18 protein-coding genes are annotated in these 20,451 nt (G+C 68.6%); 11 read left to right on the top strand and 7 right to left on the bottom strand.

All coding sequences use genetic code 11. The annotated features are described in order from the left end of the window. Positions 1 to 14: 14 nt before the first annotated feature. Complete coding sequence (locus HYU53_05355) at positions 15 to 2,672, bottom strand: TonB-dependent receptor plug domain-containing protein (GenBank protein MBI2220616.1); 2,658 nt, start codon at positions 2,670 to 2,672, stop codon at positions 15 to 17. Positions 2,673 to 2,790: 118 nt separating this feature from the next. Between HYU53_05355 and HYU53_05350 the strand changes: the two genes are divergently transcribed. The 4 genes from HYU53_05350 (at position 2,791) to HYU53_05335 (ending at position 4,931) form a co-directional block, all read left to right on the top strand. Then, complete coding sequence (locus HYU53_05350; protein MBI2220615.1) at positions 2,791 to 3,309, top strand: cupin domain-containing protein; 519 nt, start codon at positions 2,791 to 2,793, stop codon at positions 3,307 to 3,309. Between the two features lie 185 nt (positions 3,310 to 3,494). Then, the gene (locus tag HYU53_05345) at positions 3,495 to 3,872 is read left to right on the top strand and encodes a hypothetical protein (protein MBI2220614.1); all 378 of its coding nucleotides are present in this window, start codon (positions 3,495 to 3,497) and stop codon (positions 3,870 to 3,872) included. Positions 3,873 to 4,062: 190 nt separating this feature from the next. Further along, positions 4,063 to 4,569: a helix-turn-helix domain-containing protein gene (locus HYU53_05340; protein MBI2220613.1), complete on the top strand. Its 507-nt coding sequence runs from the start codon at positions 4,063 to 4,065 to the stop codon at positions 4,567 to 4,569. Next, the gene (locus tag HYU53_05335; GenBank protein ID MBI2220612.1) at positions 4,566 to 4,931 is read left to right on the top strand and encodes a hypothetical protein; all 366 of its coding nucleotides are present in this window, start codon (positions 4,566 to 4,568) and stop codon (positions 4,929 to 4,931) included. Before HYU53_05340 ends, HYU53_05335 begins: the two co-directional genes overlap by 4 nt. 3 nt (positions 4,932 to 4,934) lie before the next feature. Here HYU53_05335 and HYU53_05330 read toward each other — a convergent pair whose 3' ends face one another. After that, positions 4,935 to 6,959: a S46 family peptidase gene (locus HYU53_05330; protein MBI2220611.1), complete on the bottom strand. Its 2,025-nt coding sequence runs from the start codon at positions 6,957 to 6,959 to the stop codon at positions 4,935 to 4,937. Positions 6,960 to 7,227: 268 nt separating this feature from the next. Between HYU53_05330 and HYU53_05325 the strand changes: the two genes are divergently transcribed. Together HYU53_05325 and HYU53_05320 are read left to right on the top strand one after the other, a co-directional pair. Then, positions 7,228 to 7,554, top strand: coding sequence for a hypothetical protein (locus HYU53_05325; protein ID MBI2220610.1), 327 nt, complete (start codon positions 7,228 to 7,230; stop codon positions 7,552 to 7,554). A gap of 47 nt (positions 7,555 to 7,601) precedes the next feature. Then, positions 7,602 to 8,126: an N-acetyltransferase gene (locus HYU53_05320; protein MBI2220609.1), complete on the top strand. Its 525-nt coding sequence runs from the start codon at positions 7,602 to 7,604 to the stop codon at positions 8,124 to 8,126. Here the strand turns inward: HYU53_05320 and HYU53_05315 are convergent, their stop codons facing one another. Then, on the bottom strand, positions 8,127 to 8,534 hold the full coding sequence (locus tag HYU53_05315) for an ACT domain-containing protein (protein MBI2220608.1): 408 nt from the start codon (positions 8,532 to 8,534) through the stop codon (positions 8,127 to 8,129). 149 nt (positions 8,535 to 8,683) lie between these two features. Here HYU53_05315 and HYU53_05310 point away from each other — a divergent pair, with 149 nt between their 5' ends. Then, complete coding sequence (locus tag HYU53_05310; GenBank protein ID MBI2220607.1) at positions 8,684 to 9,985, top strand: hypothetical protein; 1,302 nt, start codon at positions 8,684 to 8,686, stop codon at positions 9,983 to 9,985. 8 nt (positions 9,986 to 9,993) lie between these two features. Continuing rightward, entirely contained in the window at positions 9,994 to 11,829 is a 1,836-nt protein-coding gene (locus HYU53_05305) for a hypothetical protein (GenBank protein ID MBI2220606.1), read from the top strand. Between the two features lie 330 nt (positions 11,830 to 12,159). Here the strand turns inward: HYU53_05305 and HYU53_05300 are convergent, their stop codons facing one another. After that, positions 12,160 to 12,411 carry a hypothetical protein gene (locus HYU53_05300; GenBank protein MBI2220605.1) on the bottom strand — a complete coding sequence of 84 codons (252 nt, stop codon included), beginning with the start codon at positions 12,409 to 12,411 and terminating at the stop codon, positions 12,160 to 12,162. Positions 12,412 to 12,433: 22 nt separating this feature from the next. Continuing rightward, a complete protein-coding gene (locus HYU53_05295; GenBank protein MBI2220604.1) occupies positions 12,434 to 12,904 on the bottom strand; it encodes an HXXEE domain-containing protein in 471 nt (156 codons plus the stop codon). Between the two features lie 125 nt (positions 12,905 to 13,029). On the opposite strand from HYU53_05295, the gene HYU53_05290 reads away from it, so the two are divergent. Beyond that, the gene (locus HYU53_05290) at positions 13,030 to 14,322 is read left to right on the top strand and encodes a type II restriction endonuclease (GenBank protein MBI2220603.1); all 1,293 of its coding nucleotides are present in this window, start codon (positions 13,030 to 13,032) and stop codon (positions 14,320 to 14,322) included. Between the two features lie 10 nt (positions 14,323 to 14,332). On the opposite strand, the gene HYU53_05285 is transcribed toward HYU53_05290, so the two are convergent. Both HYU53_05285 and HYU53_05280 read right to left on the bottom strand, forming a co-directional pair. Next, positions 14,333 to 16,498, bottom strand: a complete 2,166-nt coding sequence (locus HYU53_05285) for an amylo-alpha-1,6-glucosidase (GenBank protein ID MBI2220602.1) — start codon at positions 16,496 to 16,498, stop codon at positions 14,333 to 14,335. Between the two features lie 31 nt (positions 16,499 to 16,529). Next, positions 16,530 to 17,609, bottom strand: coding sequence for a glycosyltransferase family 4 protein (locus tag HYU53_05280; protein ID MBI2220601.1), 1,080 nt, complete (start codon positions 17,607 to 17,609; stop codon positions 16,530 to 16,532). Between the two features lie 150 nt (positions 17,610 to 17,759). Here HYU53_05280 and HYU53_05275 point away from each other — a divergent pair, with 150 nt between their 5' ends. After that, positions 17,760 to 18,683, top strand: coding sequence for a TonB-dependent receptor (locus tag HYU53_05275; protein MBI2220600.1), 924 nt, complete (start codon positions 17,760 to 17,762; stop codon positions 18,681 to 18,683). Continuing rightward, the gene (locus HYU53_05270; GenBank protein ID MBI2220599.1) at positions 18,668 to 20,287 is read left to right on the top strand and encodes a TonB-dependent receptor; all 1,620 of its coding nucleotides are present in this window, start codon (positions 18,668 to 18,670) and stop codon (positions 20,285 to 20,287) included. The genes HYU53_05275 and HYU53_05270 overlap by 16 nt, the downstream gene beginning before the upstream one ends. Positions 20,288 to 20,451 lie beyond the last annotated feature (164 nt).

Here is a 20,451-nt window from a genome sequence, read left to right as displayed (position 1 = left end):
CTGTCCCACTTATTTCACTGACCCCAGGAGTAGCCGACGCGGACGTACAGGAACCGGCCGTTCATGCCGAAGGGCGAGTGGCTGGGATACCTCTGGATGCCGTTGAACGAGTTCGGCGGGATGTTCAGGTCCGGATACACGTCGAACGCGTTCTGGATGCCGACCTGCACCGACGCATCACCGAGGCGGACGGTCATGTCGAAGTCGGTCAGCCACTTGGGGCTGAAATTCTGGTCGAGCGCTTCCGTGGCTGAAAAGCTGCAGAACTCGCCGTAGCGCTGCGACCGCATCGACGCGCTCACCGGGCGGCCGGACCATCCCGCGCCCAGAATCACGTTGGTGTGCGGCTGCCCGCACTCGATGCTGCGGCGCTCGATCCGATCGAACAGCACGTTCTCGAACCCCGCGAGCTGCGGCGGCGTCGGCAGCAGCCGGACGATGTCCGTGTCGTTGCGGTTGAAGCCGGCCGTCAGCCTCAACGAGTTGCGCTCGTCCAGGCTGACGCGATACGCAAACTCGCCGTCCAACCCGTTGGTGCGCGTGTCGATGGCGTTGGTGAAGAACCGCGCGCCGGTCGCGCCAAACGGCGCGAGCAGCGCCGAGATGCGCCCGCCCGTGAAATTGCCGGAGAACACGATCCGGTCGTCGATCTCGATGCGATACGCGTCCACCGAAATCTCCATCCCGTCAACCGGCTCGAGCACGAAGCCGCCGCTGATGTTCACCGACGTCTCCGGCTCCAGTCGACGCGCCCCCAGCGCGGCCGCCACCGGGCTCTCCACCGGGAAGGTGCCCACCTCGAAAGGCAACAGCGTGCCGCCGACGTTCAGGAAGTTGGTGCTGACCGCCGAGAACCACGACTGCTGCAACGACGGCGCGCGGAAGCCCGTGGACACCGCGCCGCGCACGACCACGCGCGAGACCGGCTCGAGGCGCACGGTCAGCTTGCCATTCGCCGTGTTGCCGAAGTCGCTGTAGCGCTCCGCGCGACCCGCCACGCCCACGCGCAGCCAGTCGGCAAGATCCCCCTCGAGATCGATGTACCCCGCGACACTGTCGCGCGATTCATCGACCTCGTTCGAGGGGCGGAACCCCGGGAAAACCTGCGCGCCCGGCGCCGCGCGTCCGCCGAGCTGGTTGGCAAAGCCGCCGTCGACATACGAGTGCTCTTCCCCGGCGAGGATCTGATACGCCTCGCGGCGCCACTCGGCGCCGAACGCGACGTTGGCGCGCCGGACCGGCCCGACGCTGACCGGCCGCGTGAAGTCCAGGTTGCCCACCCACTGATCGAACACGAACGAGCCGGCGTAGAACTCCGTCTGGTTCGGCGGCACCGCCGGCCCGAGCGACGCGTTCAGCGAGTTGGTGACGTGGAAGTCGAAGCTGTTGTGCCCCCACTCCAGGCTCGCGTCGTACGCCCATCCCCTCGCCGCGCCGCGCACGCCGCCGGTGAGCGACGCGTCGACCACGTCCGGCTCGATCTGCGGCAGGAATCCCTGCGGATAAATCGTCTTCCAGTTGCGGGCATCCCCCGCGAGGCGGTAAAAGCCGGCCGAGTTCCCAAGCCGCCGGCTGACGCCGCCAAACAGGTACAGCGATCGATTCTTCGCGGCGTTGAGCGGAAACTCGCCGTTGGCGAACACCATCGTGTCGTTCGTGTCGCCATCGCCCCACCGATGGTTCGGCTGCGGGGGCGGCTCGACGCCGGGGTCGGTCCCCTGCGGGCGTGGATCCGGGCCCGCGCGGTTCGTGCGGTTCCGGTCGCGATACTCCGCCGACACGTTGACGCCGCCGCCGAACAGGTCGAACCCGTAAGTGCCGCTCACCTCGTTCAGCTCGCCGTCTCCTTCACCGGTGCCGCCCACCTTGTAGGCGACGCTCTTGTCGGCCGTTCCCCCCTTCAGCACGACGTTGATGACGCCGGCAATCGCATCCGATCCGTACTGCGCCGCCGCACCGTCGCGCAGGATCTCCACGCGCTCGATCGCCGACGGAGGAATCGCGTTCAGGTCAACGCCCGTCGATCCGCGGCCGATGCTGCCATTGACGTGCACCAGCGAGCTGGTGTGGCGCCGCTTGCCGTTGATCAGCACGAGCACCTGGTCGGGACCGAGGCCGCGCAGCGTCGCGGGGCGCACGGTGTCGGTGCCGTCCGTGATGGTGGGTCGCGGGAAGTTGAACGACGGCGCCACCGCCTGGATGATCTGCGCCGTCTCGCTGAGGCCGGTCGCCTTCAGTTCCGCGGAGGTGATGATGTCGACCGGCACGGCGAGCTGCGCCTCCACGCCGGGCGCGCGCGATCCGACCGTGATCTCCTCGTGGAAGCCGACGGTCATCGAAAAGTCACGCGTCACCGACGCGCCCGTCAACGACACGCGCGCGGTCTGCGTCACCAGGCCGGCAAACGTCACGCGCAGGTCCACCGCCGACGCGCGCGCGCCGGCCGGCACGGTCAGCGTGTACTTGCCCGCGGTGTCGGTGGTCGCGGAAAGGCCCAGCGCGGGAATACTGACTTCCGCGCCGGGAAGCGAGAGACCATCAGCGGCCGTCGTCACGGTTCCGGTGATCGTGACCTCCTGTTGCGCAGCAGCCGCGCCGGCGGCGCCGAACAACACGACGGCGAACATCGCTGCGACGAGGGCGGACACGGGACGGACGCCGGCTGCCAGCATGAAGCCTCCGTGAAGAGAGACGCAGTGCGCGGGATTATAGCCCAACGGAATGTCTCGACATTCGCTCTTCTCCGCGCTACAGTCTGCCTCCTTGCAGTGGGCTGAGGAGGAGAAACGCATGAGATTGACCAGGTTCGCGGCGGCACTCGGAACAGCGGCCATCTTCGCGGCCGCGGCGGCGACTCTCGGGGCGCAGGCGCACGCGGGCATGCAGCCGAAGCCGGACACGGCGTCCGCGCACGCGATGGTCGCGGCCGGCGACGTCACGTGGGGCCCGGCGCCCCCGGCCCTCCCCGCCGGCGCACAGGCGGCGGTCCTCGCCGGCGATCCCACGAAGGCGGGCCAGTTCGTCATCCGCGTGAGATTCCCGGATGGCTACACGGTCGCTCCCCACTGGCATCCAACCGACGAGAACGTCACCGTCCTCGAAGGCACGCTCGTCGTCGGCATGGGCGAGAAGGCCGAGGAGAGCGCCATGCGCCCGCTCGCCGCCGGATCGTTCGTGAGGATGCCGAAGAAGGCGGCGCATTACGTGCGGGCGAAAGGGGCAACCGTGCTGCAGATCCACGCCATGGGGCCGTTCGAGCTGACGTACATCAATCCGCAGGACGACCCGCGCCTGAAGAAGACGCAGTAGCGATCGAGGCGCGGCGTTCGCGGCGCGCACGAAACCGAGATCGGCGCGCACGGATCTGTCGCGCGCACACCAGGCGGGGTTGGCCGATCCGCGCTAACCCCGCCGCCACAGCAGGTTAGCGCCCTCCTCTTCAGGCATTGCCGTTGCACCCTCCACGCCGACTCCCCCGGCACAAGGAGAGGCCTGTGGCCAAACGCCTGTTCGCAACCGTGTTCATCCTGCTGGTGTTCGCGGCCGCGGCGGTCAGCTCGCCCGCGCCGGCCAAAGCGTCGAAGCGTGCTGTCGCGGACCGTGGCGAGGTGGTGACCTTTGTCGGCTGCCTCCGCTCGGCGGACCACGGCGCGCGGTTCATGCTGACCGACATCACCGGACCGAACGCGCCACGGGCGCGCTCGTGGAAGACCGGGTTCATCACGAGGCGCAGCGTGAGCATGACCGTGACCAGCGGACGCAGCATCAAGCTGCGGGACAGTGTCGGGAAGCTCGTGCGCATCACCGGCCGCCGCGCCGGCGACGACCTGCACGCCGAGTCGCTGGCGTTTGCCGGCGCGATCTGCCGCTAGACGAGATCGGTCCGGCCGGACGGATCTCGTCACTCCTCACGCACCGCGTGCCCGCGACGCCCACGCGCGAGCACGCGGTCACTCTCGGACGACACTCATCCCCGCAAAACCGTTCTGCTCAGCTTGATTCCGCGCGATCGTGGGCCTACAGTGCTCGTGACCTTCTCTTGTGCTCCCCGGGGAACGTTCATTGACAGAACGCACGCTCTTTGGAACCCGCCTGCGCCTGGCGCGCGAGCGGCGCAAGCTTTCGATCGAGCGCATCGCTGAGGAAACCAAGCTCAGCTCGTCGCTGATTGCCGCTCTCGAAGACGGAACGTGCCGCCGATGGCCCGCCGGCCTCTACAGCCGGTCGTACGTGCGAGGCTACGCGGCGCTGGTCGGCCTGGATCCGGCCGAGACGGTCGAGGAATTCGCAACGCTGTTTCCCGACCTGGCGGTGCTGAATATCGATCGCGCGGCGCGAGGGGATGCTCTGGCGCTCGGGGCGCCGGCACCGGCGCCGCGCGTGGCGCGTCCGCCGGTCGCGCCGATCCGGTTGTTTCTCGACGCGACGCCCGCGCCGTGGTGGAGCCGGCTGCTGACGCGGCTGGCGTGGTGGCTGCACGGCGTCGCCAACGGCGGGCGCGCGCCGGCGCTCGAAGGTGCGGACGCCGACACACCGGCCTGGTCGCTGAACCCGCAGGTGGACCCATGAGCGAGCTGTCACTTCCCGCACTCGGCACCGGAGAGGCGGCCGCAGCGGCGCCGACCGAGGCCACGCGGCTTCGCGAACTCCTGATCCGCTATCATCACGCGCTCGCGACCGTAAAGGACCTGTCGGCGGCCCTGCTGGACGCGGTCCAGCCCGACGCGGCGCCCATCACGCCGGAGCAGGCGCGCGCGTACCGGCACTCTGTGGGTGAAGCGCTCGCCAGCGTGGAGCGTGGCGAGGCGTTCGCGCGAGACCTGTGGGGCGATTTCGAGGTCGAGCGCCGCATGGCTCCTGTCTCGGCGCCGCTCCCGCGCACGGTGAAGCAGGAGCGCAGAAGGCGGCAGCGAAAGGGCCCTGCCGCCTGAGTCTCACCTCGCCGCAGAACGCACGCGGGAAGCCGCAGAATCTCTACCGCCTCGCCACCTTTTTCGCGGCTTCCGCGATCCCCAGTTCCTTCGCAATCTCCGCCGCGCCGTAAACGTCGGCCTGGCGTTCACCACCGCGCTCCCCGAGTTCCCTCCGACGATGTCGTTGGTGGTGGAGAAGTTGACGGGGGTATTCATATCGAGGCGCGTCCTGGCGGCAACCCAGCGCTGCGGCAGCGCGAACGGCCGCGCGCCGGTCGCGCGCCCGTAGAGCCGATCGAGGCGCGTGAACGGTTCGATGCGGCGGCCGGCTTCCGTCCAACCCTGCACCGCGCCGTATGAGAGCCGCAGCGTGAAGGTGGCATCGGGGTACAGGCTGGTGCCGTACACCTTGAAGCGCGCGTCCGCAATCGCCTGCTGCGCGCGCTGCTCGGGCACCTGCACCTCGTTCTCGTACACCTTGCGCAGCGCCCGCGCCTCGCCGTCAATCTCACGAGCGAGCGCGATCATGGGATCCTGGCTCGCCTCGATTGCTGCCTTGCCGCCTTCGAAGAGCGCCGTTCGCACCTTCGGGTCTCCCAGCGTCGAGAGGGTGACGAGCGCCTTCGCGCGTTCGTCGGGCGATGCCTTCCCCAGCGACGACTTCACCACCGGGTGATCCGGCCCGAGGTACTCGCGCATGCGCTCGAGGGAGAACGACAGGCGCGCCTGTTCCAACTCCGGGTAGACGGGTGTCTCGGCGGCCAGCGTCTGCTTCAGATGTCCCAGTTGCGTGTCGGTGTACTCGCGCAACCGTTCGGCGCTCGGCTTGGCGCGCTCGTCGGCGGCGCGCAGCAGCGACCGCGCGTACGCGAAGAGGTCGCTGTTGAACCCGGCGCCCCCTTCGATCCACGTGTACGGCACGAGGATGTCCCGATACCTCGCCTCCGCGCGCGCGATGTCGTCCCACGCCGATCCGGCGCGCGCCTTCAGCTCGGCGCTCGCCATCACCGCCTCGCGAAGCTTCTGTTCCTGCCGGGCGCGCTGCTCCATCAGGCGATCGTCGAGCAGCGTCGCCAGCTGCATGCGCCGCACCTTGTGGCTGTTCTCGATCGTGTCGAGGTAGTCCTTCGCGGTGCGCGCCGCCTCGGGGGAGGTCTTCGAATATTGCGCCAGCCGGCCGCGCAGTTCCGAGAAGCGCAGCAGCCAGAACGGCAGGAACAGGTCGCGCTGCGTCTTCAACTGCGCGATCGTCAGCAGCCGCTGCGTCGTCCCCGGATGGCCGGAGACGAAGACGGGCTCCCCTTCCTTCGCGCCCGCCCAATTGAAGGACAGATGACCGGGTGTCGCGGCGGGCTTGCCGTTCTCGTACACGCGCAGGAGCGACATGTCGAGACACCACCGCGGGAACTGGAAGTTATCCGGATCACCGCCGAATGCGGCGATGTCAGACTCCGGCGCAAACGCCAGCCGCACATCGTCGTAACGTTTGTACTTGTAGAGCCGGTGCTGGCCGCCCTGGTAGAGCGTGACCGCTTCGCACTTGAGCGGACGGCCTGCGCTCCTGGACTCTGCTTCGCAGCGCTCCTCGAGCTTCGTCAGCACCTGGTTGCGCGTGCGTGCGGCGTCCGCGGCGGCGACGCCCGCCAGCGCACGCGTCACGTCGGGCGTGACATCCTGCGTGTCCATCAGGACGGATGCCTGCTCGCCCTGGCACCGGATTTCATCGTTTCGCGCGTCCGCGAGGTAGCCGCCGGCCACAAGATCGCGCTGCGCGGTGGAGTTCTCCGCGAGGCACGTCTGGGCGCAGTGGTGGTTGGTGAGCACCAGGCCCTCCGGGGAAACAAAAGACGCCGTGCACCCGCTCTCGAGGCGCACCACCGCGGTCTGCAGCCCGTCGAGCCATTCGTCCGTGATCTGGACTTTGTATTTCTGCGCGACGTCCGCCTTCGGGAAGTTATCGAGCGTCCACATCCCCTCGTCTATGCGGCCCGCCGCCGTCGCGGCGAACAATGCCGTCAGGGTGATGGCAAGGATGAGTCGTTGCATCTTTCAACCTCCGCGGAGCGGCATTGCAGCCCCGACGTTCGAGGATATCAGAGCATTCAGATGCCCGCCTTGTGCTGTGTCACCGCGGCGCGCTGAGCGAAGAATTATCCACGCGCGAAGGCGCACACGCGCGCAACTATTGCGACGGCCGCGTCCTTACCTCACGCAGTTCCGCTGTTTTCCGCAGAAATCATCCGCGGCACGCAAGTGGCGATAGTCGGGATGCAAGGCACGTCGAGACGATGCTACTATCCTCGGAGGACGGGAGATGGCGGACGAATCGCTGGAGCGCAGGATCGACCAACTGGCCGCGGAGATGCGGCAGGGTTTCGATCAGGAGAATGCGCGGTTCGGGCAGGTCGACGCCCGATTCGAAGCGGTCGACCGGCGCTTCGACGAAATGACCGAAACGCTCAAGAGTCACATGAGCATGGTCGGGGCGCGGCTGGAGATGCGCTTCCAGCAGGTGCTGGATGGGCACTTCGCCTTGCGCGATCGCGTCGACGCGCACGAGCGCCGCCATGACGCGACCGATCGGAGGCTCGACGCGATCGACGGGCGCGTGACCGCCCTCGAGCATCGCCGCAAACATTGACGCCGCCCGAGGCGGTGCGTCCCCTCACGCGGCAGCGCCCTCTCATGATGCAGCTCACCATCAGGCAGGCGGAGCTTGCCGATGCGGCGGCTGTTGCCGCCATCTACAACCAGGGTATCGCCGAGCGCGGCGCGACGTTCGAGACAGAGCCACGCAGCGCCGCCGATATCGAGGCGCGGCTGCAGGACCGCGCGCGGTTTCCGATGGTGGTCGCCGAGGAAGACGGCCGCGTGATCGGATGGGCGGGCACGGGCAGCTATCGGCCGCGGGCATGCTATGCCGGCATCGCGGAGGTGTCCGTGTATCTCGATCGCGCCGCTCGCGGCCGCGGCGTCGGCCGGCGGCTGCTCGAGGCGCTCGCCGCCGTCGCGCGCGAGCGCGGCTACTGGAAGCTCGTCTCGCGCGTGTTTCCGTCCAACGCCGCGAGCCGCGCGCTCTGCCGCGCGTGCGGCTTCCGCGAGGTCGGCACCTACGAAAAGCACGCCCGCCTCGACGGCCGATGGCTCGACGTCGTCATCGTCGAGCGGCTGATCCCGGAGAACCAGTCGCAGCGCCCGCCAATCGCGACGTAGCTAGTGCCCGGCGTTCAGCCGGACGAGCGCGCGATCGTTGTGCGCGGTCGCGAAGACGACCAGCCCCTGGTCCTGACCGCGCCCTGACGTGGCATACAGGTGGTGGATGTCGATCTCCTCCTGCGCCAGCTTGTCGGTGATGCTCCGCAGCATGCCGGGCTTGTGCGGGATCTCGGCGACGACGACGTCCACTTCGCGCACGTGGTAGCCGCGCGCCTTCATCGTGTCTGCCGCGCGCGACGTGTCGTCCATGAGCAGCCGGATGACGACGTCCGGCCCCTCCACCCAGGCGCTCACGGCGAGGATGTTGAAGCCCTTGTCGGCGAGCGTCTTGGCGACGCCGTTGAGCGTGCCGATCTCGTTCGGCATTCGCAGGACGATTTCCTTCGCGAGATGTGCTTTGAGCATGAGCCGCTCCTTCATCTCAATCGTGGGACGTGGGCCCCGCAGTGTTCAATTTCCGGCGCCGCGCGTGCGGATCGGGCACAGCCGTTAATTCGTTGACCCCGGGTGCGTCGTACCGCATTCTATAGCGACCGCATCCAAGGGAGCACCCAATGACTGTGTCGCGCAATCAGCTGATTGCCGCCGCCGTGGTAGTCGTTTTATTGCTGGGAACCGCCAATTACTTCGGCCGTCTCTCTTCGTCCGGACCCACGCGTTCCGATGCGACCGCCTCGATGCCGCCGCTGCCGATGGGGGACGTCACCGGCCTGTCGCGCGACGCGCAGATGCAGGTGACGGGGCTGTCGGTCAGCGCCATGATGTTCGTCTTCCTGCACGAGGCGGGGCACATGCTCATCTCCGAGCTGAAGCTGCCCGCGATCGGCCCGCAGGAAGACGTGGCCGACGAGTTCGCGACTTTCGTTCTGACGTCCGCGCTCACCGAGGCGCCGGAGGATCAGAAGGGCGCCATCGCGGATCTCGTGTACTCCGGCGCGTTGTTCTGGAAGCTGGCCGCCGCCGAGCGCGCGAACGCCGGCGGCAAGATCGCGTGGTACGACGAGCACTCGCCGGACGAACGGCGCTACTACAACATTCTGTGCCTCGCCACCGGCGCCGATCCGCTGCGCTTCGTCGGACGCGCGGTGAAGGACGGCGTGCCGCAGTCGCGTCTCAACCGGTGCGCGGAAGAGTACAAGACGAAGTACGCCGCGTGGGACGTGCTGATGGCGCCGCACGAGCCGGGCTGGTTCGAGCGCACGTTTGGCGGGCGCGAGCTGACGATCGAGTACGGCCCCGCGGTGAGCGGCACCTTCGGAGCGTTTGAAAACGTCTACCGCCAGGGCACGGTGTTCCAGCCGTTTCTCGCCTCGGTCAGCAGGGCGGTGAGCCTTCCCAACGATATTCCTGTCGTCGTCCGCGGCTGCGGCGAGGTGAACGCGTGGTGGTCGCCGTCTGAGAAGAAGATCACCCTGTGCCACGACCTGTTTGCCTCGGTCACCCAGAGCTTCGCGCGCGCGATGGCCGCGGCCGCGTCGGCGCAGGGGCAGGGACAGGGGCAGCAGGCGCCGCAGGGCGGAGGTGGCGGCGGTCAAACGCCGCCGGCGCCGCCGGCGCCGCCGGCGCCGCCGCAGGGTGCGACCGCGCTGGCCGGCGTCTGGCAGTGCGACGGCGCGCCGGGCGGCATGGTCGTCCAGCAGCGGATCACGCTGCAGCCAAACGCCACGTTCCAGGCGCACATCATGGCAAACGGCATGAACATGTCGGCCTGGGGGCGATGGGGCGTGAGCAGCAACGTGCTGCGCTTTGACTACGAGGGTCCTCCGGGCACGCCGTCGCCGGAGTTCGTGACGTTCCAGATGCCGTCGGCCGGCGTGATGCACACGCAGAACGGCACGTGCCGGAAAGTCCAGTAGCCGCACTGGTGGGCCGGCGCGGCGCGTACGCGCTGCGCTGGCTCTGGCTCTACGTCCGGCGATTCAAGCTGGCGTCGTACCGGCGGCTGGCGGCGCTGGTCCGCCGCGCCTGGTCGCTCGGCGCCGCCGAGCGTGGGGTTCTCATCGGCCTGTTCGGCCTCACGGCCGCGGCGGTGGCCGCCTCGTCGCCGGCGATCGTGCCGCCGGCGATTGCCGGCGGCGCGCTGTCCGCCGTTCACCTCGCGCTCTTCGTGTTCGCGTGGTCGTTGGTGCTCGCCGTCGCCGCGGCGCAGAGCACGCCGCTCGCCCTTGCCGTCGCGGGCCCGTGGCTCGCCTTCTATCACGTCCTCGCCAGCGGCGCGTGGAATGCCACGCCGATGGCAATCGTCCCCGTCGCGTGGCTCGGATGGATTTTCCTGCTCGTCATCCACCGGACGTCGTCGCGGACCGCGGCTCTGTTGTGGTGGCTCGCGGCCGCCGCCGGTCTTGCGTACGTGAGCGCGGGGCCGTCGGGGCTGAGGCGCGCGCTCGGCTGGCAGCCGGTGGCAGCGCGCCTGCTGCTCGGTGGCATGCTGTTCGCCGCAGGTGTCGTCGCGCTTCGGACCATGCGGCCCGCGGCATCCCGCGTGACGTTCGCGTACGCGTGGGTTGGCGCGCTCGCCGCATCCGCGCTCACGCTCGGGTCCGCCGCGCTGAAGAGCTGGGCGCCGACGGTGGAATGGACCGCGTTCGTTCTGATCGATGCCGCCGCGATCGTGACGCTGTTCTGGATGTGGCTGGGCGGCCGCTTCGCCATGGGCTCGCTGCAGCTCGTGGACTGGACGCTGCGGCGCGGGGCGCGCCTCGTCGCGCCGCGCGTTGCGAAGCTGGCAGCGCCGGCGGCGATCGCGCTCGTCGCGTTCGGTGAAGGGCTGCTCGCGTTCCGGGCCGGGCCGCCCGCATCCGCGGCAGCGGAGCTTCAGCTGGTCGTCTTGTTCGGCCATCTATCTGCGAGTGCGATCGCGCTGGCGCGGATTGGCTGGTGCGCCGCGCGCCGGCAGCTCACGTCAACGCTGGCGCTTGCCGCGCTCAGCTGGTGGGCCGTGGCGTGGCTGGTGTTGATCGGGCTGCAGGCTGGCAGCCTGGACGTGCTGTCGTCTGGCCGGAGCGTGGAGCGGCTCGCGCCGTACGCGCTCGCCGCGCTGGCGATCGGCCTTGCGCTGGAGTTCGGCAGCATCAAGAAGGCGTGGGCGTCGTTGCCTGACGAGCGCATTCGTGTGCACATCGCGCTCGTCTCCGGGATCATCGCCTGCGCGGTGGCGCTCTCGACCATTCCTGGCGGCCAGTGGGGGACGACGCGCGCGTTGATGGCGCTGATTGGGATGGTGCACATCGGCGCGCCGCTCGGGGTGTACGCGAGCTTCCGCTCGCGGCTGCAGCATGCCGCTCTCGGCGACATGGCCGCCGCCGCGATGTTTGCGGCGGGCTACGCCGCCGTGCTGGTGGTGATGGCGTTCGACGCGCGGCACGCCGTTGCACTCACCGCCGCCCTGCCCGTGCTTGTCGTCGCGCTCGCCGTGCTGCGGCGATCGCAGCCCTCGACAGGCCGCGCGGGCGGCGCGCTCGCGGGTGCGCTGTTCGGCGGCGGCGCGATCGCGGGCTGGATGATGCCGTATCCGCCGACGCTGCCGTTCCTGCCGGTGCCCGCGTGGATTGCGCTGTTGCGCGACTGGGGGCAGCTGGGCCGCGCGCTCTTCTCGCCGCAGCATCTCGTGCTGCTCGCGAGCGCATGGGCCATCGGCGCCGCAGCCGGCGGGCTCGCGTGCCGGGGCGCGAGAGGCGGCGATCTTCAGCCGGGGTCCTGACGGCGCGGGACTGCGGCGTTCAGGCGGGCTCGCGGGCGGCGAGCCGCTCAGTGCGTCTTCTGAGTACGGACCAGGAGACTTGTCGTGCGATCTTCGAGTATGAGCGCCGGAACAACCAGCAACACATAGCATCCGAGAGGGGCGTGACAGGGCAGACCGGCTCCTTGCGACACAAAAGACCGCGACGCCGAAGAAGGAGCTGAACGAAGCGGGCGAACAGGGGTTCAGGTTCGTTGCGCTCACGGTGGCGGAAACGCTGGTCGGCGGCACCGAGACGGTCGCGATCCTGCGCCGCGCAGCGCGCTCGGGGACGCAGCCGGATTCAGGGCTTCAGGGCTTCTTCGCCTTCTTCCGAGCGGCTCGGGCGGAGCCTTCCCACTGCCCCGCCTTCGCGACTTCCAACACCTCCTCTTCCGTCAGCTTCCTCACGCGCCCGTCATCGTCCTCGACGACAAGCGTGCGCGCCCAGGCGATCATCTCGGCCTCGATCGTCTCGTTCGCCTTTTCCCATTCGGCGAGCGGCATGTTGCGCGGACGGCGCCAGGTGGCGGAGGTGCTGCGCTTGCGACGGGTCTTGGACATACAACTGGGTTCAGGGTCCGGTTCAGGGTGCTGTGATGGCCGTGCTTAGCGCGATCAGAACCACTACCGCGTGCGCGGCGAGGCCGGCTACGACGCCGCGCCAGAAGAAGGCCGGCGCGACGTGGTGCCAGGCGCGGAGCAGAGCAAGCATACCGAGCGGCAGGTACAGCACCACGCCCGTCACCAGCACGGGCGAGTAGCCCGCAGACACGAGGCTGCCGAGTAGATGCGCAAGGCCGTTCACAGAAACAACAGTCGCGATCGCGATCGCCAGCCAGCCGAGCGACTCGCGACGGGTCGCCGCGTGCGCGGCAGCGGCCATCACCGCAAGCGCGGTCAAGTTAATGATGACGAACGCGTCCCGCGGAAGCCTCTCGCCGGCAATGAACGCAAACCACTCCGGAAATCCGCCGAAGAACTCCTCCGCAAGATGCATGGCATAGGCGACGACGAAGAGCCAGACGAGCGGCGGGTCGCGGTAGTGCCAGCGCACACGGGAGTGTACTCAGATCAAGGCAAAGGGGATGAGGCAAAAGGGCCCGACGACATTTTTCCACGCCAGTCCTCTTGACGCACCCGCTACACTCTTCCGGGGGCGGCTCCGGAGCGAGACGAGACATGACGAGCGACGCCGCAGTCCGTACGCTGATAAACCGTTGGCGGAATGATACCGGCAGCACGTACGCGACCTGGTTTCTCTGGGAAGAACGGCTGAAGAACTTCCGATCGATTCGCCGAGGGCTGCAGCAGGTCGTTTCGGAGATCGCCAGCGGCACGTTCGGCAACACTTACAAGGGATCGTCGCTCGAGACGATTGTCGGCTCGATCGCGGAACAACGCCAGATTTTCAAGGGGGCGGATCACGCGTTCCTCTGGAAGCCGAAGCTCCGCATCCCTGACATCTACGAGTCGCGCGAGAACCAGCAGGCGTTCGGACGCTTTCTCGACACGTGCTGCTGCAGCAGCAGCGAAGCGGACCTGGTGGACGCGATCACCACGCTCGACGGCCACGGCATCAAGGGGCTGGGCCCCGCCGCTGCAAACCTGCTGTATTTCCTGCACCCGACGCTGATCCCACCCTTCAACACCGCGATCGTAAACGGCTACAACGCCCTCACCGGGGCGCGGGTGAAGCTCGGACGCTGGCGCGAGTACCTCGCGATGCGCGAGGGGATCCTGCGCGTGAACGCCGGGCACCGCGACCTGCTGTCGAACGATCTCGGCGCGATTGCCGGCTTGCTGTTCGACCTGGGCGCGAAGCGCTACGCCCCGCCGCCGATGACAGACGATGCGGACGCCCGCGCGAGGTGGGAGGCGGACCTGGAAAAAGTGCGCGAGGATGCCCGGGCGCGGAAGGTGATTGCCGCCGGCGAGGAAGGCGATCGCACCCACACCGAGATCCAGGCGTGGTTGCGCGATCTCGGGAAGTCTCTCGGCTTTGATGTCCACGTGGCGGCGAACGACCGATCTCGGACGTGGCACGGCACGCGCCTCGGCGACGGCTGCCTCGAAGAACTTCCCGAACCGCTCAACAGCGCGCCGGGGTGCGACGCCGTCCGCCTCATCGACGTCCTGTGGCTGGAACGCGCGACTGCGCGCGTCGCGGCCGCCTTCGAAGTGGAGCACTCCACCTCCATCTACTCCGGCATCGTCCGCATGCTGGACCTGGCGGTGGGCGGCGGCGTGCACGGCACGCGCGAGCTTTTCCTGGTGGCGCCCGACGATCGCGAAGCGGACGTGCGCGCCCAGGTATCGCGCCCGGCATTCCGGATGATCGGCGAGATGACCGTGCGATACCTGCCCTACAGCGAGCTTGAAGCCAATCGGGAAGCGATTGCGCGGTTTGGGTCCGGGCTGAAAGCGATCCAGGCGATTTCCCGCGTCGTGTCCGGACCGGTCGCACTGGCCTGACGCCTGAAACCTACTTCAGGACGACGATCTCCACATCGCCTTCGCGGCGCAGGACGCTCACGTCCAGACCGGCGCCTCGGCGCTCGACGTGCAAGGCCACATTCGCGTCGTCCACCGCGAGATTCTCGATGCGCAGCCAGGGGACGCAGTCGGGGAGCTGGCCGTGCGCGAAACGGATCTGGCGGCGGCGCGCGTCGATCGCCAGGCCCATGGTGGCCTGCAGGAGCATGAAGACGGCGCCGGAGGCCCAGGCCTGCGGCGCGCAGGCCACCGGGTACCGCGTGGGTCCTTCGCCCGGACGGCGATGGAAGCCGCAGAACAACTCGGGCAGGCGATAGACCTCCACTGCCTGGCTCGCGTCGAACAACGCGTGCAGCACCGTGGCGGCGTGGCTCGTGAGGCCGCAGCGCGCCATGCCAAGCGCGACGAGCGCGTTGTCGTGCGGCCAGACGGATCCGTTGTGGTACGACATCGGGTTGTAGCGCGCCTGTCCCGACGCCACGGTCCGTATCCCCCACCCCGAAAACGCATCGTCTTTGAGGAGCCGATCGGCCACGCGCGCGGCACGCTCGGGCGCGCAGATGCCGGTGAAGAGACATTGCCCCGCGTTCGACGACACGATGCGGCAGGGCTCCTTGTGGCCATCGAGCGCGAGGGCATAGGTCGAGAAGTCGTCGAGCCAGAACGACGCCTCGAACTTCTGCCGCAGCGCGTCGGCCTGCGCGCGCAGGGTCGCGGCGCGCGCCGGATCGCCGATGCACGCCGCGATGTCTGCCGCGGCCAGACGCGCGCGGTAGACGTACGCCTGCACCTCGCAGAGCGCGATGGGCGCCTCGGCCAGCGTCCCGTCGGCGTGAAACACCGAGTCCTGCGAGTCCTTCCATCCCTGCTGCACGAGCCCGGTGGCGCTCCGGCGCTGGTATTCGACGAAGCCGTCCTGGTCGGGATCGCCCCACGTGTCAACCCATCCGAGCGCGCGATCGATCGCCGGCCAGAGCGCCTCGATGAACTCCTCGTCCGCGGTGCGCTCGAAATACTCCCCCGCAAGGACGATGAAGAGGGGCGTGGCGTCGACGGTGCCGTAGTAGCGGCCGAAGGGGATCTCGCCGAGTGCGGCCATCTCGCCGCGGCGCATCTCGTGCAGGATCTTGCCGGGCTCGGCGTCGCGCGCCGGGTCGCTCTCGCGCGCCTGCGCGTCGGCAAGGAACTGAAGCACGCCCCGCGCGAGCGACGGATCGATCCACAGGAGCTGGAGCGCGGCGATGATGCCGTCGCGCCCGAACACGGTACTGAACCACGGGACGCCGGCGTACGGATACGGCCCGGCGGGGGTGTCGGTGGTCATCATCGCGAGGTCCGCCGCGGAGCGGCGCACCCACGCGTCGAACTGCGCGTTCGACGACTGGAGGCGCGCCTGGCGCGCGCGCGTCCCGGCGGAGCGGTGGCAGACGCGCTCGAGCGCGACGTCGTCGGCGAGCGGCTCGGCGCGCTCTCCCTCCCCGTCGCACGCGATCGCGATCCGGACGTCGACCTCCTGGCGCGGCGCGAGCCTGAAGAGAAAGCTCGCGGAGCTTCCGTCGATCGCTTCCGGGGCCGGATCGAAATGGATTTCCGTGCGCCGCTCGGCACGATCCAGCCCCTCGTACGCAATGACGACGCGGTCGCGGGCAACAAGCGGGGCGCGCAGCCGGCCGCGGCGCGGCCGCGTGGTGCCGCGCACCTCGAAGATGTCCGCGAAGTCGGCATCGAAGAGGATCGAGAGCGGCACCTCCACCCGCACGTCGGCATAGCTCGTGAGCCGCAGCCGCTGGTAGCAGACGCCGCGCCAGAGAAACGTCGCGCGAAAGACGTGGACCAGGTCGCGCGGGATCGCCGTGCCGATCGCGCTCACGAGGTCCGGGTTGGTGGCGTCGGTCGCCAGCAGGTCGTTGTCCTGCCGGACGGTCGAACTGAGCAGCAGCGGGCGATGGCCGAAGAGCTGCAGCCCGAAGTGCGCGAGATGCCGCGTGCCGAGATGGTAGAGCCCCTGCTCGCCGAGGCCGGCGGGCCGCAGATCGCCGTGCTCGTCGAACACGGCGAACGTGTCCCCTTCCTTGAGCACGCGGGTCGGCTCGGTGCCGCGCGCGGCGGTGGCGACGATCCGGTACTCGTTGCTGGCGGAAATGATGTCCTGCATGTCTCTCCGCGGCGGCGCAGCGCGCCGCGCGTCAGATCGCTTCGGCGGCCTCGGCGCCAATCACCGACAGGCCAGGCCCGCGCGCCGCCACAATCTGCTCGTAGAGCGCAACGTACTCACGCGCCATGCGGGCGGCGTTGAAGCGCCGTTCGAACGCCTCGCGGCACGCGCGCCGGCTGAGCGACCCGGCGCGCTCGACGGCCCGGGCGGCCTCCTCGAGGTTCTCCACGATGAAGCCGGTGATGCCGTGCTCGACGATCTCGGGAACGGAGCCGCGGGGCGTGGCAATGACGGGCGTGCCGCACGCCAGCGACTCGATCATCGCCAGGCCGAACGGCTCCGGCCAGTCGATCGGAAAGAGGAGCGCGCGCGCGCCGCCGAGCAGATCGTTCTTGTCCCTGTCGTTCACCTCGCCGAGATACTCGACGAGCGGGCTGCGCAGCAGCGGCCTGATCACGTCGTTGAAGTACTCGGCGTCGGCCTTGTCGATCTTCGCCGCAATCTTCAGCGGCATGCCGGCTCGCTCCGCCGTTCTGATCGCGCGATCCAGCCGCTTCTCCGGCGAGATGCGCCCGAGGAACACGAGGTACTCATCGCGTTCGCGGGCCGACTGGTGGAACGTGTACAGCCCGGGCGGAAGGCCGTGGTGGACGGTCCCGACCCAGTTGATCCACGGGAGCGGCCTGCGCTGCGCGCCGGAGATCGACACGACCGGCATGTCCGCAAACTCGCGATAGATCGGCACCAGGTCCGGCAGGTCGAGACGCCCGTGGAGCGTGGTGAGCTGCCGCGTGCCCAGGCGCCGCGAGAGCGGGAAGTGGAGGTAATCGATGTGAAAGTGAATGACATCGAACTCGTCCGCACGCCGCGCGACCGCTTCGAGCATCAAAATATGATGCGCGAGCGGATCGGCGCACCTCGACCATCTCAACGAGCGGTCCACCACCGGCACGAGCTGGGCGCGTGTCAGCGAGTCGCCACTCGCGAACAACGTGACGTCATGCCGCTGACCAACGAGTTCCTCCGTCAGATATGAGACAACCCGCTCCGTGCCGCCGTAAGACTGCGGCGGCACGCTTTCATAGAGCGGGGAAACCTGAGCGATTCGCATCGTGATGCCGGTTGGGGCTGCAACCGGCGTGCCTCACACAAGGTTCAGGGTTCAGGATTCAGGGACGTTTCGGGATCCGAGCGTTCAGCGTCCACTTGACAGAATTCAAGACTCTGCCGTATGACAGGGGCCGTAACGGGGAGGGACTTAATGAGGATTCAGTGGAAGGCGCTTGTTTGCGCCGCGGCGCTCGCCGTGTTCGTCGGCGCGCCGGCATGGGCCCAGGGGACCGAAGGCAAGATTGCAGGCACCGTCCGCGACACGACGGGCGCCGCTCTTCCGGGCGCGTCGGTGACGGCCACCAACCCGGCGGGCGGCGCGGCGCGCTCGGCGACAACGGCCAACGACGGGAGTTACTCGCTGGCATTACCGCCCGGCAAGTACACCGTGGCCGTGGTACTGTCCGGCTTCCGCAGGGCCACTCAGGCCATCGAGGTCACAAGCGGCGGCTCACACCAGGTCGATTTCTCGCTGGAAGTGAGCCTCAGCGAGCAGGTGAGCGTGACGGCGATGAAGCGCGAGGAGGCGATCCTCAACGTGCCCTTTTCGGTCGCGGCGCCCACCGAAGAGATGCTGCGCTCGCGCGGCGTGGTGGACATGGAGGGGCTCGCCGCAAATGTGGGCGGGTTCACCGTTCAGAATCTCGGGCCCGGCCAGAGCCAGGTCGCCATGCGCGGCGTGTCGGCCGGCCAGATCGTGCGCGATCAGCCGGGCGTGAAGGAGCAGGTGGGCGTGTACCTGGACGAGTCCACGATCTCCATGTCGCTGTTCACGCCGGACATCGATCTGTTCGACACGAGCCGCGTGGAGGTGCTGCGCGGCCCGCAAGGCACGCTGTTCGGATCCGGGTCGCTCTCCGGGACGGTGCGCTACATCACGAACCAGCCTGAGATGAATGTCCGCAAGGGCTTCGTCGAGCTGGGAGGCAACGTGATCGGCGGCGGGAGCGCGGGCGGGAGCGCCAAGCTGGGATTCAACGTCCCGGTCGGCGAGAAAGCGTCGCTGCGCGTCGCGTCGTACTACAACCGGGTCGCCGGCTACATCGACGCCGGCGCATCGTGTACCAGCGCGTGAAGATGGACGGGTGGAACCGCATCGACGCGTTCAACATCCTCGCGAACCCGTTCACGACCACGCGGCCGGCGGTGACGCTCGGCGAGCGCGAGCAGTTTACGCAGCTCCAGGAAGACTTCACGGACGACTTCGTGCTGGGCGATCTGAACCTCAGTTACCGCTTCGGCACGGTGGCGCTGACCTCGATCACGTCGTACATCTTCCGCGACGTCTCGGTGGTGCGTGACGCGACGGCGCTGACGGCGAGCATCACCGGCGGCAGCATCGGGCTGCCGGAACGCGCGTACTCGCTCGACGCGGCGCTCATCGACACGACCGAAGCCACCTCGTGGACGCAGGAGATCCGGTTCGCCGGCACGAACGCGCGCTTCCCGTGGGTGGCGGGGGCCTTCTTCTCGCGCGGGGACCGCGACTACGCCCAGGACCTGCCGGTGCACGGGTTCCAGGACGTCTCCGGCATTCCCACCGCGGGGCTGCGCGCGCCGAAAGACAGCCTGTTCTGGTCGGACCTGGCCTACACGCTGAACCAGTTCGCACTGTTCGGCGAGGGGACGTTCGCGGTCACGCCGCAGTTCAGCCTCACGGGCGGGCTGCGCTACTACCATTTCAGCGAGGACAAGGAGCAGATCTTCGACGGGATCTTCGGCAACGACAACAACGGGGTCTCGCTGGTGTCGCAGCCGGGTTCGACCGACGCCAACGGCGTGGCGCCGCGCATCATCGCCAGCTACAAGGTGACGGAGGACGCCAACCTCAACGCGCAGGTCTCGCGCGGCTTCCGGCTCGGCGGGATCAACGATCCCCTCAACGTGCCGTTGTGCACGCCGGCCGACCTGGTCACCTTCGGCGGGCGCGAGACGTGGAAGGACGAGACCGCCTGGAACTATGAGGTGGGCTACAAGTCGCGGGTGCTGAACGGCAACGGCTCGTTCAACGTGTCCGCGTTCTACATGGACATCCGCGATCTGCAGGCGACGGTGACCGCGGGCTCGTGCTCCTCGCGCGTGGTCTTCAACGTGCCGAAGGCGCGCAGCGTGGGCACTGAGGTGGAGTTCGAGATCGCGCCCACACGCAACTTCGACTTCGCGTTCTCGGCCAGCTTCAACGACGCGGAGCTGCGGTCGACCCTGACCTCCACCGACCCGTCTGGCGCGGTCAGCGTCGTCTCGGGGATCGAGGAGGGACGGCGGCTGCCGACGGTGCCGAAGGTTCAGGTCGCGGCGGCGGCGACCTACCAGTTCGAGGTGCGGCCGGGCTCGATGGCGTACCTGACGGGCACGTACCAGCACATCGGCTCGCGCTTCACGCAGGTGGGCGACGAGGAGCTGGGGCGGCTCGACCTGCTGTCGTTCGGGCGGAACACGCTCGGCGCACCGCTGACGGCAAGCGTGTTCAGCTACGATCCGGAGCTGCCGGCGTACGACATCCTCAACCTGCGCGTCGGCCTGCGGCGCCAGGGGTGGGACGTCTCGGCGTACGTCAACAACGTGACGGACGAGCGGGCGCTCCTCTCGTTCGACCGCGAGCGCGGCACGCGCGCGCGGATCGGGTACCTGACGAACCAGCCCCGGACGTTCGGGGTAACGACGCGGTTCGATTTCTAGAGCAGAAAAGGGGGACAGTCACACTTTCCGAAGCAGCGGCCCGGGAAAGTGTGACTGTCCCCCTTAATACGTGAGCAGCGGCCTGGGGCCGAGGCCGACGTTGACGCCCACGAGCGACAGCAGCGTGCTGCGCGAGGTCCTCTCCTCGTAGTCGCGGCCGAACG

It is taken from the genome of Acidobacteriota bacterium (assembly GCA_016184105.1).
Lineage (GTDB): Bacteria > Acidobacteriota > Vicinamibacteria > Vicinamibacterales > 2-12-FULL-66-21 > JACPDI01.
The sequence above is the reverse complement of the archived record's forward strand: the minus strand, read 5'-3'. Positions and strand labels throughout refer to the sequence as shown.

Bases quoted from the DNA above. Each gene is read 5' to 3' on its own strand.
- HYU53_05280 (MBI2220601.1), bottom strand. From the start codon at position 17,609: ATGCGAATCGCTCAGGTTTCCCCGCTCTATGAAAGCGTGCCGCCGCAG.
- HYU53_05300 (MBI2220605.1), bottom strand. From the start codon at position 12,411: ATGTCCAAGACCCGTCGCAAGCGCAGCACCTCCGCCACCTGGCGCCGT.
- HYU53_05330 (MBI2220611.1), bottom strand. From the start codon at position 6,959: ATGCAACGACTCATCCTTGCCATCACCCTGACGGCATTGTTCGCCGCG.
- HYU53_05320 (MBI2220609.1), top strand. From the start codon at position 7,602: ATGCAGCTCACCATCAGGCAGGCGGAGCTTGCCGATGCGGCGGCTGTT.
- HYU53_05350 (MBI2220615.1), top strand. From the start codon at position 2,791: ATGAGATTGACCAGGTTCGCGGCGGCACTCGGAACAGCGGCCATCTTC.
- HYU53_05290 (MBI2220603.1), top strand. From the start codon at position 13,030: ATGACGAGCGACGCCGCAGTCCGTACGCTGATAAACCGTTGGCGGAAT.
- HYU53_05285 (MBI2220602.1), bottom strand. From the start codon at position 16,498: ATGCAGGACATCATTTCCGCCAGCAACGAGTACCGGATCGTCGCCACC.
- HYU53_05275 (MBI2220600.1), top strand. From the start codon at position 17,760: ATGAGGATTCAGTGGAAGGCGCTTGTTTGCGCCGCGGCGCTCGCCGTG.
- HYU53_05335 (MBI2220612.1), top strand. From the start codon at position 4,566: ATGAGCGAGCTGTCACTTCCCGCACTCGGCACCGGAGAGGCGGCCGCA.
- HYU53_05325 (MBI2220610.1), top strand. From the start codon at position 7,228: ATGGCGGACGAATCGCTGGAGCGCAGGATCGACCAACTGGCCGCGGAG.
- HYU53_05315 (MBI2220608.1), bottom strand. From the start codon at position 8,534: ATGCTCAAAGCACATCTCGCGAAGGAAATCGTCCTGCGAATGCCGAAC.
- HYU53_05310 (MBI2220607.1), top strand. From the start codon at position 8,684: ATGACTGTGTCGCGCAATCAGCTGATTGCCGCCGCCGTGGTAGTCGTT.
- HYU53_05355 (MBI2220616.1), bottom strand. From the start codon at position 2,672: ATGCTGGCAGCCGGCGTCCGTCCCGTGTCCGCCCTCGTCGCAGCGATG.